The organism is Streptomyces sp. NPDC044064 (assembly GCF_056434245.1).
The window spans coordinates 1-14,895 of the sequence record NZ_JBWKFN010000007.1; the positions used below are offsets into that span (position 1 = coordinate 1).

Annotated in this window: 7 protein-coding genes; 3 read left to right on the forward strand and 4 right to left on the reverse strand. The window is 74.1% G+C overall.

The features are described from left to right. Nucleotides 1-132: 132 nt before the first annotated feature. The 4 genes from AC07DS_RS13195 to AC07DS_RS13210 form a co-directional block, all read right to left on the reverse strand. Entirely contained in the window at nucleotides 133-7,035 is a 6,903-nt protein-coding gene (locus AC07DS_RS13195; RefSeq protein WP_479144770.1) for an SDR family NAD(P)-dependent oxidoreductase, read from the reverse strand. A gap of 98 nt (nucleotides 7,036-7,133) precedes the next feature. Further along, the gene (locus AC07DS_RS13200; protein ID WP_479144772.1) at nucleotides 7,134-7,991 is read right to left on the reverse strand and encodes a thioesterase domain-containing protein; all 858 of its coding nucleotides are present in this window, start codon (nucleotides 7,989-7,991) and stop codon (nucleotides 7,134-7,136) included. Then, nucleotides 7,975-8,241: an acyl carrier protein gene (locus AC07DS_RS13205; protein ID WP_479144774.1), complete on the reverse strand. Its 267-nt coding sequence runs from the start codon at nucleotides 8,239-8,241 to the stop codon at nucleotides 7,975-7,977. Before AC07DS_RS13205 ends, AC07DS_RS13200 begins: the two co-directional genes overlap by 17 nt. A 452-nt stretch (nucleotides 8,242-8,693) precedes the next feature. Continuing rightward, nucleotides 8,694-9,524, reverse strand: coding sequence for an AraC family transcriptional regulator (locus AC07DS_RS13210; RefSeq protein ID WP_479144776.1), 831 nt, complete (start codon nucleotides 9,522-9,524; stop codon nucleotides 8,694-8,696). A gap of 211 nt (nucleotides 9,525-9,735) precedes the next feature. On the opposite strand from AC07DS_RS13210, the gene AC07DS_RS13215 reads away from it, so the two are divergent. The 3 genes from AC07DS_RS13215 (at nucleotide 9,736) to AC07DS_RS13225 (ending at nucleotide 14,895) form a co-directional block, all read left to right on the forward strand. Then, nucleotides 9,736-10,527 (forward strand): IclR family transcriptional regulator, encoded by a 792-nt coding sequence (locus AC07DS_RS13215; RefSeq protein WP_479144778.1) that lies wholly within the window; start codon nucleotides 9,736-9,738, stop codon nucleotides 10,525-10,527. A 217-nt stretch (nucleotides 10,528-10,744) separates the two neighbouring features. Then, entirely contained in the window at nucleotides 10,745-11,908 is a 1,164-nt protein-coding gene (locus AC07DS_RS13220; protein ID WP_479144780.1) for an exonuclease SbcCD subunit D, read from the forward strand. Beyond that, nucleotides 11,905-14,895, forward strand: a complete 2,991-nt coding sequence (locus AC07DS_RS13225; RefSeq protein ID WP_479144782.1) for an AAA family ATPase — start codon at nucleotides 11,905-11,907, stop codon at nucleotides 14,893-14,895. The genes AC07DS_RS13220 and AC07DS_RS13225 overlap by 4 nt, the downstream gene beginning before the upstream one ends.

The window sequence follows — 14,895 nt, forward strand, 5'->3', positions numbered from 1 at the left end:
CCGCGCCCCACAAAAAAAAGGAAGCACCCCGAGGCGGTACCAGTTGGGGAGCTGACAGCGCCCCCCCGGGAGGGGTGGGGGGGGGGGGGGGCGCCCCCCCCCCCCCCCGGGACCGGCGGTCCGTATGTCGGCTCAGCGGCCCGCGAACTTGGCGGCCAGCTGCGGGGTGGACACGAGCGAGACGTCGGTGAACCGGGACAGCACCCGGCCGTCCGGGGCGCACGCGGTCACCGTCAGAGTCGCGGTCGTCCCGTTCGCCGACACCGGCTCCACCACCACGACGAACGGCCCGCCGTCCGGCAGCGCCTCGTACAGGTCGACCCGCCCCACCGACATCGGCAGGCTCGCCGTGTCGCGGTACCGGCGCATCCACACCAGCGCGGCCTGCAGCAGCAGGTCGGCGGTGCCGGGCGCGTACCGGCCGCTGCCGAACGCGCCGCCGGCGGGCCGGTGTTCGGGCAGGGCGCACTCGACGACCAGCCGCGCCTCGGCGGACTCCAGCACCCGGCGCAGACCGCGCAGGGAGGCGCCGTGGAAGAGGGTGCCGTCGGTGTAGCAGACGCGGGCGTCGCTGCCGCCGCCCAGGGCGGGCAGACCGGTCAGGTGCGCCGGCCGCTGCCCGGTGGCGGCGCGCAGCAGCACGCGGGCCGCGTAGTGCGGGCGTACGGCGCCGTCGCCGGTGACCGACCGGATCGCCACGTCCGCCTCGGCGCCGTCGGGCGTCGGGTCGACCGAGAGCTGGAAGCGGCTGCCGTCGAGGCCGCCGTCGAAGACCACGCCCTTGTGGACCACGAAGTCCCGTATCTCCGCGACCGCGGCGCCGGTCAGCCGCTCGACGGCGCCCGCGGCCCAGCCGAGGGCCGCGGCGGCGGGCAGCACCGGCGCGTCCCCGATCACATGGTCGGCGACCAGCGGTTCACCGGCCAGGCCCGCCAGGTCCCGCTCCAGGACGACCGGGGACGTGGGTGCGTTGTGCTCCGGCTCCGACAGGGGCGTGGTCGGGCCGAGAACGGTGATCACGTCACCGGACCGTTCGGGCGCGAACTGCTCGGTGAACAGCCGGGTTCCGGTGTCCTCCGGGATGAGGGTGATGCCGCGCTCCTCGAACACCGCCTTGATCTGCGGCGACACCATCCCGCTGTCCCACGCGCCCCAGTTCAGGGCGGTGACGTGGGCGGAGGGGTGGCTGCGCCTGAACGTGGCGGCCCACGCGTTCAGCACCTCGTTGGCCATCGCGTAGTCGGACTGCCCGCGGTTGCCGAAGAACCCGGCGACCGAGGAGAACAGCAGCACGTGGCGCAGCCGCTCGGCCGGGACCGCGGCCGTCACGGAGCGCAGGCCGCCGAGTTTGACGGAGAAGACCCGCTCGACCTCGGCCGCCTTCTTCGCGCTGATCAGCTGGTCCGCGAGGACGCCGGCGCCGTGCACCAGGCCGGTGATCCGCTCCCGGTACGGCGCCAGGGCGGCCGCCGTCGCGGCGGCGTCGGTGATGTCCACCGGCAGGTAGTCGACCTCGCTGCCCGCCGCGCGGACCGCGTCGAGGGTGGCGCGGACCTCGCGCTCGCCGATCACCGCCCGGTAGAGCTGCTCGACCCGCTTCGGGGTGGGCTTCTCGCCCGTGCCCCTCAGGTGCTCCACGGCCGCGGCCTTGAGCGCGGCCGCGTCGGTCAGGCCGCCTGCCCACTCCGGCTCGGCGCCGAGGGCGGTACGGCCGAGCAGCAGCAGGCCGGGACGGTACGCGCCGGCCAGGGCGATGGCGCAGCGCGCGGTGATGCCACGCCCGCCGCCGGTGACGACGAGCAGATCGCCGGAGCCGAGAGGAGCGCCGGGGGCGGCGGGCGCGGCCGGCTGCTCGCCGAGCGTCGGACCGACCCGGCGCGTGCCGTCACGGCCCACCTGGACGGGGCCCGCGGCGGCGTCGTAGACCTCCTGCAGCACCAGGCACGCGGCCTCGGCCGCGCCGAGGGCCGGGCTCAGGTCCAGCGCCCGGCAGAAGAGCGCGGGCTCCTCCACCGCGAGGGTCTTCACCAGACCGCCGACGCCGCCGGCGGGCGCCGCGTCCTCGGCGACACCGCCGTGGCCGAAGCATCCGTCGAGCCGGGTGACGGTGACGAACGCGGCCCGGTGGCCGCGCCGGGCGGCGGCGGTCAGCGGGGCCACCGTGTGCTTGGCGACCAGCAGCGTGTGCGCGAGCCGTCGTACGCCCTCCGCCCAGGGCAGGTCGTCCGCCGCGGCGAAGACGAGCACCAGATGCACCGGGTCGGTGGCCGACTCCTCGATGCGGGCGGCGAGTTCGGTGGCGCCCCAGCCGGTCAGGGCGGTGTCCCGTGCTCCCGTGACCCGCTGCGGCACGCCGGGCAGCCGGAGCACGCGCACCTGGCGGCCGGCCTCCCCGAGCCGGGCGGCCGTGGCCGCGGCGACCTCGCTGCCGTCGTCGACGACGAGGACGACACCGTCCTGCGGGTAGGCCCCGACGAGCTGGTCCGGATCGGGCAGCTCGGCGAGCGCGGCCTGCCCGCGGCCGAGGGCACCCGGGGCGGGGGCGTCCGGGGCGGGGGCGTCGGAGTCGGCGGCGTCGGTCTCGGCCTTCGGCTCGGGGAGAGGCCGGGTCACGGGCTCCGGGCTGCCGGACAGGCCGGTCACGAAGCCCACGATGTCGCTCAGGGTGCGGAGTTCGGCGAGCTGCTCGGGGCCGACGGGGGTGGGGCTGGGGAAGCGTTCCTGGAGGACGCCCATGATCTCGACGCGCTTGATGGAGTCGATGCCGAGGTCGGCCTCCACGTCCATGTCCAGGTCGAGCATGTCGGCCGGGTAGCCGGTCTTCCGGGACACCACGTCGAGCAGCGCGCCGCGTACGTCGTCGGCGGAGGCGGCGGGTGCCGTGGGAGCGCTCGCGGCGGACGCGGGGGCTGCCGAGGCCGGGGCGTTCAGCTCGAGGACGAAGCCCACGATCTCGTTCAGGGTGCGGAGTTCGGCGAGCTGTTCGGGGCCGACGGGGGTGGGGCTGGGGAAGCGTTCCTGGAGGACGCCCATGATCTCGACGCGCTTGATGGAGTCGATGCCGAGGTCGGCCTCCACGTCCATGTCCAGGTCCAGCGTCTCCGCCGGGTAGCCCGTCTTCTCCGAGACGACACCGAGGAGGGCGGCGGCGATGTCCGCGGTGCCGAAGACCACCGTGGGGGCCGCCGCGGTCACGGCCGTCGCCGCCGTCGGCGCGGGCGTGTCGCCGAGCACCCCGCCGAGGCTGAGCACGAAGTCCACGATCTCGCTGAGCGTGCGGAGTTCGGCGAGCTGTTCGGGGCCGACCGGGGTGGGGCCGGGGAAGCGTTCCTGGAGGACGCCCATGATCTCGACCCGCTTGATGGAGTCGATGCCCAAGTCCGCCTCCACGTCCATGTCCAGGTCGAGCATGTCGGCCGGGTAGCCGGTCTTCCGGGACACCACGTCGAGCAGCGCGGCCCGCACGTCCCCGGGGGAGGCACCGGAAGCCGGGGGCTCGGCCGGGGGCTCGGCGGGGGGAAGGGCCGCCGGGGCCGGGGCCGCCGGGGCTTCCAGGGCCGCGGGCGCCGGAGTCGCGGGAGCCTCGGGCAGAGCCGCCACGGCCGGTGCGGGTGTGGGCGCCAGGGCCGCGGGGGTCTCGGCGGCCGGAGCGGCCGCGGGGGCAGCGGTGGCGGCGCCGTACTCCAGGGCTGCCAGGTCCCGCAGGATCTCGTTGGCCCGCAGATGGGTGCGCCCGATCGCCAGACCGTGCTCCTTGACGGAGGCGACCCCCGGGAGCACGTCGTCGACACGGCCCTGTTCGTCGGCCCGCTCCAGCAGCCCCATCAGGCGCTGGGCGCTGGACAGCTGACCGGTGAGGTAGTCGTCGTGCAGGGCCAGGTGGTCGGCGAGCAGCCCGGCGAGCCGGTCGTCGGGCGCGGGGGTCCGGTGTTCCTCTGCCATGAACTCGTTCTCCAGGACGTCCGGTGGGGCGGGCCGCGCCGGGGGCGCGGCCTGCGGGGCGGGGGTCCGGTCGCCCGGCGTGACCTGCCGGGCGACCGGCTGCGGTGCGGGCGCCGGGGCGGCGGCGGGAGCCGCGACGATCGCCGGAGCCGGGACAGCCGCGGGAGCCGGAGAGCCCGGTGCGGCCGGGGCCGGAACAGCGGCCGTCGTCGGAACAGCGGCCGTCGGCGCAACCGCGCCCGCCGTCGGCAGCGAGACCCGGTAGCCGTTCTGCACGGCCTCCCGGTAGGCGGCCCGCCGGGCCTCGGGCACGTGGTTGATGCCGTTGAGCGGCACGGTCATGCCCTTGACCGGCTCCTCGCGCGGCGCCTCGGCCGCATAGCGGTCCGTGACGGCCAACGGCACGCCCAGGACGGCCAGTTGGGCCACGGCCCGCTTCAGGGTCAGTTCGGCGTCGCCCTTGTCGCCCGGGTCCAGCTGCACGGCGAAGTGCTCGCGCTCGCCGAGGATGCGTCGGACCAGCTGCGTCAGCACGCCCTTCGGGCCGAACTCGACGAACGTGCGGTGGCCCGCCGCGTACATCTCCTCGATCCGGTCGGCGAACTCGACCGGCTTGACCAGCTGCTCCACCAGGGTGCGCCGGTTGGCGTCGGCGTCCGGGCCGTAGGAGGCGCCCGGCGAGTTGGCGAACACCGGGCGGCGCGGCTCGCCCACCTCGGCGCCGGCCACCCGCCGTCCGAACTCCTCCACGGCGTGGGCGACGAACGGCGTGTGGAAGGCCGCGGACACCGGCAGCCTGAGCGCCCGGGTCCCGGCGGCGCCGGCCGCCTCGACCAGCCGCTCCACGGCCTCGGTGGCGCCGCCCACCACGACCTGGTCGGGGGCGTTGCGGTTGCAGACGATCAGCTCCGGGTGCGCGGCGAGGAGCTCGCGGACCCGCTCCTCGGAGGCGCTGACGGCGGCCATGGCGCCGGCGTCGAAGTCCGGGTCGGCGGGCGGTGCCATCGCCGCACCGCGGGCCCGGGCCAGGGCGAAGTAGGTGTCGTCGTCGAGGGCCCCGGCGGCCCACAGGGCGGCCAGCTCGCCGAAACTGTGCCCCAGGAACCCGTCCGCGGCGAAGCCCAGTTCGGTCAGGTAGCGGTAGTGGCCGGCCGCCAGCGCGCCGATCGCGGGCTGGGCGTACTCGGTGCGGCGCAGGGCCGACTCCTGGGCCGTGCGGGTCGCCTCGTCGAAGGCGGGCGGCGGGAAGGCGATGCGGGACAGCGGGAGTTCGTGCCCGGCGAAGGCCGCGTTCGCCCGGTCGAAGGCCTCCCGCAGGGGAGGCAGCGCGAGCACCGCCGTGCGGCCGGGCTCGACGTACTGGCTGCCCTGCCCGGCGAAGAGCGCGCCCACCTTGCCGGTGGGGGCGGCGGACCGGCGGAAGTAGATGCCCTTGGGGTGCGACCAGGACTCGGCCGACGGCTCGGCGCGCAGCTCCGTCGCGGCCAGGGCGCGCAGTTCGGCGAGTTCGGTGTCGCTGCCGGCGACCAGGGCGAGCCGGGGGTGATCCGCGGGGGCGGGACCGGTGCGGGGCTCCCCGCCCTCGCCGACCGCCCGCACCAGCTGCTCGATGTCAGGCTCATGCCACATGAACACCCGGTTCACGGGGAACATCACCCGCAGGTCGGACCCGTCGCCCAACTCCTCCAGCACGACATGGAAGTTGGTGCCACCGAAACCGAAGGACGACACGCCCGCCCTCCGCTGCGGCCGGGCCGGGTCCAGGATCCAGGGCCGGGTGCGCGTGCCGACGTAGAACGGGCTCTCGGCCCAGTCGAGCGCCGGGTTCGGCCGGTCCACGTTGATGGTCGGCGGCAGCAGCTTGTGGTGCAGGGCCAGCGCCAGCTTGATCATCCCGGCCGCGCCCGCGGCCGCCTTGGTGTGGCCGATCTGCGACTTCACGCTGCCGACCGCCGCGAACTGGCGCTCCTTGGTGAACTCCGACACGACAGCCGACAGCGCCGACAGCTCGGTCGCCTCACCGACCGCCGTACCCGTGCCGTGCGCCTCGAACAGCTCGACCGAGGCCGGGGAGCAGTCCGCGTCCTCGTACGCCCGGCGCAGCGCGGTCATCTGCCCCTCCTTGCGCGGGGCGTAGATGGACTTGAAGCGGCCGTCGCTGGAGGAGCCGATGCCGCGGAGCACGGCGTAGATCCGGTTGCCGTCCCGCTCGGCGTCGGCGAGCCGGCGCAGCGCCAGCATGCCGATTCCCTCACCGATGAGCGTGCCGTCGGCGTCGGCGTCGAACGGGCGGATGGCGCCCTGCTTGGAGAACGCGGGCGTCTTGCTGAAGCACAGGTACATGAAGATGGTGTTCTCGGCGTCGCAGCCGCCCACCAGCATCGTGTCCGAGCGCCGCTCCAGCAGATCGCTGACCGCCGCCTTGACCGCGCCGAGCGAGCTGGCGCACGCCGCGTCGATCGTCATGTTGGTGCCGCCGAGGTCCAGGCGGTTGGCGATGCGGCCGGCGACGACGTTGCCGAGCATGCCGGGGAAGGAGTTCTCCTCCCAGGGCGCGAAGGCCAGCTTGAACTTCTCCGCGATCTCCTCCGCGTCCCGCTCGGACAGCCCGCAACTGCGGACGACCTCCTTCAGGACCGGCGTCTGGAGCCGGGCGGTCAGCGGCTGGGTGAGCTGGTTGGCGCCGGTCACGCCCAGCACCACACCGGTGCGCGTGGCGTCGTACCAGTCCTGGTCGGCGCCCGCGTCCTTGAGCACGTCGCGGGCCACGACGAGGCTCAGCAGCTGCAGTACGTCGGTGACTTCGAGGGTGTTGGGCGGCAGCCCGAATTCCAGCGGGTTGAACGGCACGGTGGGGATGAAGCCGCCGCGCTTTGCGTACGTCTTGTCGGGCGCTGCGGGGTCGGGGTCGTAGTGCTCCGACACGTCCCAGTGGGTCGCGGGCACGTCCTCGATGCAGTCGGCCGCGGCGACGACGTTGGCCCAGAACGCGCGCAGATCACGCGACTTGGGATACAGGGCGGACAGGCCGACGATCGCGATCGGATCCCGGGCGAGCCGGCGATCGAGGTCGGAAGGGTGCGAAGCGTTCACGGCGAGGCTCTCTTGGTCGGAACGGCGGGGCCTGACGTACGGCGCCCCGGGGAGGTTCGGGACCTGCGGGTGGCGCGCGGGAGAGGGGCGAGGCAGGTTCAGGCTGCGTGCAGCAGCGGGGCGATCACACCGAGGGAGTCGGGACGGCTGAGCATCGTGTAGTGGTCGCCCGGACAGCCGTGCCGGGTCAGACCGTGCGGGGCGAGCGGCGTCCAGCCGAGCGTGGGGTCGTCCGGGACGAGGCTGCCCTCCGCCTGCACCAGCACCAGGGGCAGTGGCGCGGGGGCGGGCCGGTACGGGGCCGTCAGCCGGTTGTTGCGCAACAGCCCGTCCACGTAGGTGTCGTAGAGCTTGCGCAGGCCCGGCAGCGGAGTGCCCGGGAGCAGGGCACCGGCGGCGACGGCCGCGTCGAGCACGACGGGCAGCCCGTCGTCCGCCCCGCGTCCGGCCAGCGCCCCGGGGGCGAGTCCGATCGGCCTGTCCCGCTTGGCCCCGAGGTACATGGCGAACCAGCCGAGGAGCAGGTCGGGTTCGAGCGCCTCGTCGGGCTGCTTGTACTCCTCGGCGGGCGCGATGCTGTCGAGGAGCACCAGCCGCTCGGGGCGCCGTTCGGCCGGCATCACCTGGGCCATGGCCAGGGCGAGCACTCCGCCGAAGGACCAGCCGGCGAGCGTGTACGGCACCCGGAGCGGCTCCGTCGCGGCGAGCAGCCGGCCGGCCAGGGCCTCCACGGTCGTGTCGGCCCGGCCGCCGTTCAGCGCCGCCCGCGCGTACTCGTCGAGCGCGCCCAGATCCAGGACGGTCAGCCCGTCGCCCTCCGGCAGTGCGTCCGCCAGGCCCCGGTGGACCTGCGCCGCGAGCGCGCCGGGATGGACGACGTAGACCGTGCGGCCGCCGGCCGCGGTGGCCCTGAACTCCAGGGCCACCGGCGGCCGTCGGTCACGCGGCGGTCGCACGCCGGTCGCTCTCCTCGGCCAGGAAGGACGCCAGGTCCTTGACGGTGGGGTGGTACCAGAGCGTCGTCGTGCTCAGCTCGAAGCCGAGCCAGTTCTCCAGCTCGCCCGCGAGGATGAGCGCCTCGGTCGAGTCGAGGTCCAGTTCGTCGAAGAACACCTCGCGCGAGACCTCGCCCGGCGCCACGCCGAGGCGGTGGGCGATCTTCTCGATCAGCCAGGTCTCGGCCTCGGAAGCGGTCACTGCGGTCATGATGGGTCGTCCTTCCTCGGGCGCGGCTCCGGGCATGCCGGAGGCGCGTGCGGTTGATGTGGGCGTGCACCGGCCCGTCGTGATGGGGGTGTACGGGCGCACGAGGGCCCGTGGACGGTGCTGCGCGCATGACTGCTCGGCCAACCGGGTTTCCGCCCGGTCGCCGCGGTGCAATCCCGGAACGCCGGCTGGAAGTTGGGGCGCCGGACGAGGAATCGGGGAGATTTGAGCGGTGTTCTGCTTTGGGGATTCGGTGCCGGGGAGGGCAGAAAAAAACTCGTCAGTAATCTGGCGGGTGGTCGGGTCGAACGAAGGTGGGATCGCTCTTTCTGGTACAGACCTGCAGGTCCACGGTGTCTTCGGAGTGGCCGCCCGAAGCACGCAGGGCACAGTCTTGCCAGCTTCCGGATTCCCGAACAACCGCTCTTCCAGAGAGTGGAAAGAACTCCAGGTTAATCGTCGGATCCGGGCTGGTTGAGGGCCCTGGCGTCCCGCCGGAATGCACCGGGTGCCGTATTCACGCGCCGCACGAAGAACTTGCCGAAGTTGGTGACCTCGGAGAAGCCGAGATGGCGGGCGATGGCGGCGAGCGGCAGGTCCGTGTGGACGAGCAGCCGGCGCGCCTCGAGCGCGACCCGGGCGTCGATCACGTCCTTGGCGGACGTGCCGGCGACGGCGCGACAGGCCCGGGACAGGGCGCGGGTACTGCAGTTGAGCCTGGCGGCGTAGTCCTCCACCAGCCGGGTGGAGCGGTACGCGTCGTCCAGCTCCCGGCGGAAGCGGACGAACAGCTCGCCCGCCTCACCGCTGGGAGCGCCGGTGTGGACCTCGTCGTGACGCAGGCGGCACACCTCGTCGATACGGATGAGCACCACGGCCAGCAGATGCTTGAGCACCTGCTCGCCAAGGCCTCGGTCGGGCCGCGCGAACTCCTCCTGAAGCAGCGTCAGGCCCCTTTGTAACAGCGGTAGTTCGATGTCCGAGAGCTGCCAGTGGCTGGGGCGCAGCACATCGTCCAGCAGCCCGAGTCCGGCGTGCATCGGCAGCGGGAACGCCTCGGTGAACATGAGGAGTTCGCCTTCCATGTCCTCCGGCAACGCCTGGATCACCTGGTTCGGCCGGGTCCACAGCAGTGTGCCGGCCGAGCACGGTATGCAAGCGGAGTCCACCGAGTACTTTCCCCGGCCCTTCGTCACCAGCATGATCTGGTGGAATTCGAGCCGATGCGGAGCGGCGAGCAACTCCGTGGGCGCCCGTCGGCGCAGATCGCGCACGGTCGACATCGCGATACCGAGGCCAGGTCGGCAGATCGGGGTGTACGGGACGACAGGGATCGGTAACGAAGCGAAATCGACCATGAACGTTCCGGGATCGACCTTCCTAGGGCTGCTTGAAGACTTGATGATAGCGGTGGCCGCCCGTCACCGGTTCACGCCTGGTGCCAGCACGATTACACAAGCACCCCTGACGTGCAGGTGAAGGGAATTCAACGGGATGACCACCTCCCCCTCCGGTGCTCCGGAGCGCTCCGTCGTCGACCGGACGCTGAGCATCCTCGGCGCCTTCGACCGTGACAACCGGACCTTGACGCTGTCGGACATCAGCAGGCGCTCGGGGCTGCCGGTCGCCACTGTTCACCGCATCGTCAACAAGCTCACCGGCTGGGGAGCCCTGGAACGCTGCCCCGACGGGGGCTACAGCATCGGCCTGCGCCTGTGGGAGACGGCCGTGCTGGCCCCGCGCAGCTCGTCACTTGCCGAGGCCGCCCAGCCGCACCTGGTCGAACTGCACAGACAGACGTCGGTCGGTGCGACGCTGGCCATACGTGACGGCGTGGAGAGCGTATGCCTGTCCGTCGTGACCAACCAGGCCGATCTCGCCGAGCTGTACACCCATCCGGGCGGCCGTCTGCCGCTGCACGCCTCCTCGGTGGGCCTGGTGCTGCTCGCCCATGCCGGCGAGTCCGTGCGGAACGCGATCTGCGCCGGTCCGCTGCCCGCGTACACGCCCACCACCATCACCGACGGCGCCGCACTGGGCCGCTGCCTCGTGCGGGTCGGGCGCGAGGGGCACGCGCTGGTCCGTGGCATGCTCACCGAGGGATGGGGCGGGCTCTCCGTCCCGGTGCGCGACAGCCGTGGCGCCGTCGTCGCCGCCGTCGGGGCGGTCGGGCGCGTCGACCTCGTCCAGCCGGTCCGCCTGCTGCCCCATGTCCGCGCCACGGCCGAGGCCATCACGCGGAGCATCCGCCCGAACGGCTGGCGGGACGCGGAGGTCGGCACGTGACGCTCATGACAGCGGTCCGGTGGTGTCGCGGCCGACTTTTGCCCATATCAAGGTGATTTCGGGTCATATCGGGCGTGGTTGCCGGTCGTGCAACGAGGTCCGTGGTGGATCAGGTGCGCCGAGGCATTAGCGTGGTGGGTGCTGTGCGCGAGCCTGTCCGGGTTCGTGCAGGTCCTTGAAGTGTGGATGGGGTAGTCGTGCGGGCCGGAGCGGTTTCGTGAGAGTGCTGCACACGTCCGACTGGCATCTCGGCCGGGCCTTCCACCGGGTGAGCATGCTCGGCGCCCAGGCCGACTTCATCGGCCACCTCGTCACCACCGTGCGCGAACACGCGGTGGACGCGGTGGTCGTGTCCGGAGACGTGTACGACCGCGCGGTACCCCCGCTCGCCGCGGTCGAGCTGTTCGACGACGCCCTGCACCGCCTCGCCGCCCTCGGCGTGCCCACGGTGATGATCTCCGGCAACCACGACTCGGCCCGCCGCCTCGGCGTAGGCGCCGGACTCATCGACCGCGCAGGCATCCATCTGCGTACCGAGCCGTCCGCCGCCGGCACCCCGGTCCTGCTGGCCGACGCCCACGGCGACGTGGCCTTCTACGGGCTGCCGTACCTCGAACCGGCCCTGGTCAAGGACGAGTTCGCGGTGGACAGGGCCGGTCACGAGGCCGTGCTCGGCGCCGCCATGGACCGCGTCCGCGCCGACCTCGCCGGCCGCCCGCCGGGCACCCGCTCCGTCGTCCTCGCCCATGCCTTCGTCACCGGCGGCCAGGCCAGCGACAGCGAGCGGGACATCACCGTCGGCGGAGTCGCTGCCGTACCCGCCGGGGTCTTCGACGGCGTCGACTACGTGGCGCTCGGCCATCTGCACGGCTGCCAGACGATCACCGAGCGCGTGCGCTACTCCGGCTCCCCGCTCGCGTACTCCTTCTCCGAGGCCGGCCACCGCAAGAGCATGTGGCTCGTCGACCTGGACGCCGGCGGCTCGGTCACCGCCGAGCGGCTCGACTGCCCGGTGCCGCGCCCGCTGGCCCGCATCCGGGGTGCCCTGGACGACCTCCTCGCCGACCCCGCCCTCGCCCGTCACGAGGGCGCCTGGGTCGAGGCCACCCTCACCGACCCGGTCCGCCCCGCCGACCCCATGGCCCGGCTCGCCGAGCGCTTCCCGCACACCCTCAGCCTGGCCTTCGACCCGGAACGGGGCCCGGGCGACCCCGAGGTGTCGTACGCCCGGCGCCTGGCCGGCCGCAGCGACCGGCAGATCGCCCAGGACTTCGTGGCCCATGTGCGCGGCGCCGGGCCCGACGAGCAGGAGGCGGCCGTGCTCGGCGAGGCCTTCGACGCGGTGCGCGCCGACGACATGGTCCGGGAGGCGGCCCGGTGAGGCTGCATCGGCTCGACATCACCGCCTTCGGCCCCTTCGGCGGCGCCCGGAGCGTCGACTTCGACGCGCTGTCCGCCGCCGGGCTCTTCCTGCTGCACGGTCCCACCGGCGCGGGCAAGACCTCCGTCCTGGACGCCGTCTGCTACGCGCTCTACGGCTCCGTGCCCGGCGCCCGGCAGAGCGGCCAGGGCATGCACCTGCGCAGCGACCACGCCGAGCCCGGCACCCGCACCGAGGTCCGCCTCGAACTCACCGTAGCCGGACGCCGGTTGGAGATCACCCGGCAGCCGCCGTGGGAACGGAAGAAGCTGCGCGGCACGGGCACCACCGTCGACAAGGCCCAGACCTGGCTGCGCGAGTACGACGCCACCGCCCGCGTCTGGAAGGACCTCAGCCGCTCCCACCAGGAGATCGGCGAGGAGATCACCCAGCTGCTCGGCATGAGCCGCGAGCAGTTCTGCCAGGTCGTCCTGCTGCCCCAGGGCGACTTCGCCCGCTTCCTGCGCGCCGACGCCGAGGCCCGCGGCCGTCTCCTGGGCCGCCTCTTCGACACCCAGCGCTTCGCCGATGTCGAGAAGCGGCTCGCGGAGCGCCGGCGCACGACCGAGGCGCGGGTACGCGAGGGCGACGCGGCGCTCCTCGCCGACGCGCACCGCATGCAGCAGGCGGCGGGCGACGCGATGGAGCTGCCCGGACTGAGCCCCGGCGAGCCCGGCCTGGCCGAGGCCGTCCTCGGTGCCGCGGCCGTGGCCCGCAGCACCGTGCGGGAGCGCCTCACCGTCGCCCACAGCCGCCTTGCCGCCACCGAGTCCGGCCGCGCCGAGGCACAGCGCACCCTGGACGACGTACGCGAACTCGCCCGGCTCCAGGGCCGGTTCACCGAGGCCCGGCAGCGGGCCGAACGCCTCCAGGAGCGGGCCGGTGCCCACCGGGAGGCACAGGAGCGCATGGCGCGCGCCCGCAAGGCGGAGACGGTGGCGCCCGCGCTGGAGCTGCGGGAGGCCGCCGAGGCCGAGCACGGCGCGGCCGCCGGCGCCGAGGCGCGAGCACGCCGTACGCTCCCCGGCACCTACGCCGACGCGGGCCCCGCGGGCCTCGCGGCCGCCGCCCGCCGCGCCGCCGAGGAGCTGGGCGGCCTCGAGTCGGCCCGGCGCGCCGAGCGGCGGCTCGCCGAACTGGTCGAGGAGCGGGCCGGGCTGGACCGGCAGGAGCGTGCCGACGAGGACGTCCTGCGCGAGGCCGACGCCTGGCTCGCCGAGTGGGACGACGCGCGGGCGGCCCTCCAGTCCCGCACCGAATCCGCGCAGGAGGCGGCCACCCGCGCCGAACAGCTCGCCGTCCAGCGTGAACCCGCACGACGGCGCCTGCACGCCGCACGGACCCGCGACGAGCTGGCAGCCGACCTGGAGGAGGCGCAGCGCCGGGCCCTCGCCTCCGGACAAGGCGCCCTCGACGCCCGAGCCCACTGGCTGGACCTCAAGGAACAGCGCCTGAACGGCATCGCCGCCGAGCTGGCGGCGCACCTCAACGACGGCGAACCCTGCGCCGTCTGCGGAGCCACCGCACACCCCGCCCCGGCTCGCAAGGTCGCCGGACACGTCGGCCGCGAGACCGAGGAACGTGCCCAGGCCGCCCACCGGCGCGCCGAGGAACAGCACACCGAGGACGAACGACGCCTCGGCGTCGTACGCGAGGCCCTGGCCGCAGCCACCGCCGAGGCCGGCGACACCCCCACCGCACAGCTCGCCGCCGAGGCCGACCGGCTGGAGCAAGCCCATGCGCGCGCACGCCGCGACGCCTCCGCCCTGCACGCCGCCCAGGAGGAGCTGCGCCAGGCCGAGCGCGAGCGCGAGCAGCGCCTTCAGGCCCGCCAGGAAGCCGCCGTACGAGCCGCTTCCCGGCTCACCCGGCGCGAGACCCTGGAACGCGAACAGGCGTTCCTGGAGCAGGAGTTGACGCAGGCACGCGGAGCCGCGACCAGCGTGGCCGCCCGCGCCGCACAACTGGAGCGGCAGGCGACGCTGCTCACCGAGGCCGCCCACGCCGCGAGCGCCGCACAGGACGCATCGCAGCGGCTCAAGGGCGCCGACGCCCGCCTCGCCGACGCCGCCTACCGCGCCGGCTTCGACACCCCGCAGGCCGCGGCCGCCGCGCTGCTGGACGACGCGGCCCACCGCGACCTCCAACACCGCCTGGACGCCTGGCAGTCGGAGGAGGTGGCCGTACGCGCCGCACTGGCCGAGGCCGGCACAGCGGCCGCCGCACAGCAGCCGCCCGCCGACGTCGGCGCGGCGGAGCGGACGGCGGCCGAGGCGGAACGCCGGCTGCGCGCGGCCGCCTCCGCACGGGACGCGGCCGCCCGCTGCTGCACCGAGCTGGACCGGCTCTCCGCCCGTGCCGCCGCCGGAGTACGCGCACTCGCCCCGCTGCGTGCCGAGTACGACCGGGTGGCCCGTCTGGCCGCGCTCACGGCGGGCACGTCCGCGGACAACGAACGCAAGATGCGCCTGGAGTCGTACGTCCTGGCGGCCCGCCTGGAGCAGGTCGCCGCCGCCGCGACCGTACGGCTGCAGCGGATGTCGTGCGGCCGCTACACCCTCGTCCACTCCGACGACCGCACCGGACGCGGCCGCAGCGGCCTCGGGCTGCACGTCGTGGACGCCTGGACCGGCCGTGAGCGGGACACCGCCACGCTGTCCGGCGGCGAGACCTTCTTCGCCTCCCTCGCCCTCGCCCTGGGTCTCGCCGACGTCGTCACCGACGAGGCCGGGGGCGTCCGCCTGGACACCCTCTTCATCGACGAGGGCTTCGGCAGCCTCGACGACCAGACCCTGGACGAGGTCCTGGACGTCCTCGACTCGCTGCGCGAACGCGACCGCAGCGTCGGCATCGTCAGCCATGTCGCCGACCTGCGCCGCCGGATCCACGCCCAGCTGGAGGTCGTCAAGGGCAGGTCGGGGTCTTCGCTGCGCCAGCGGGGCGGCTGA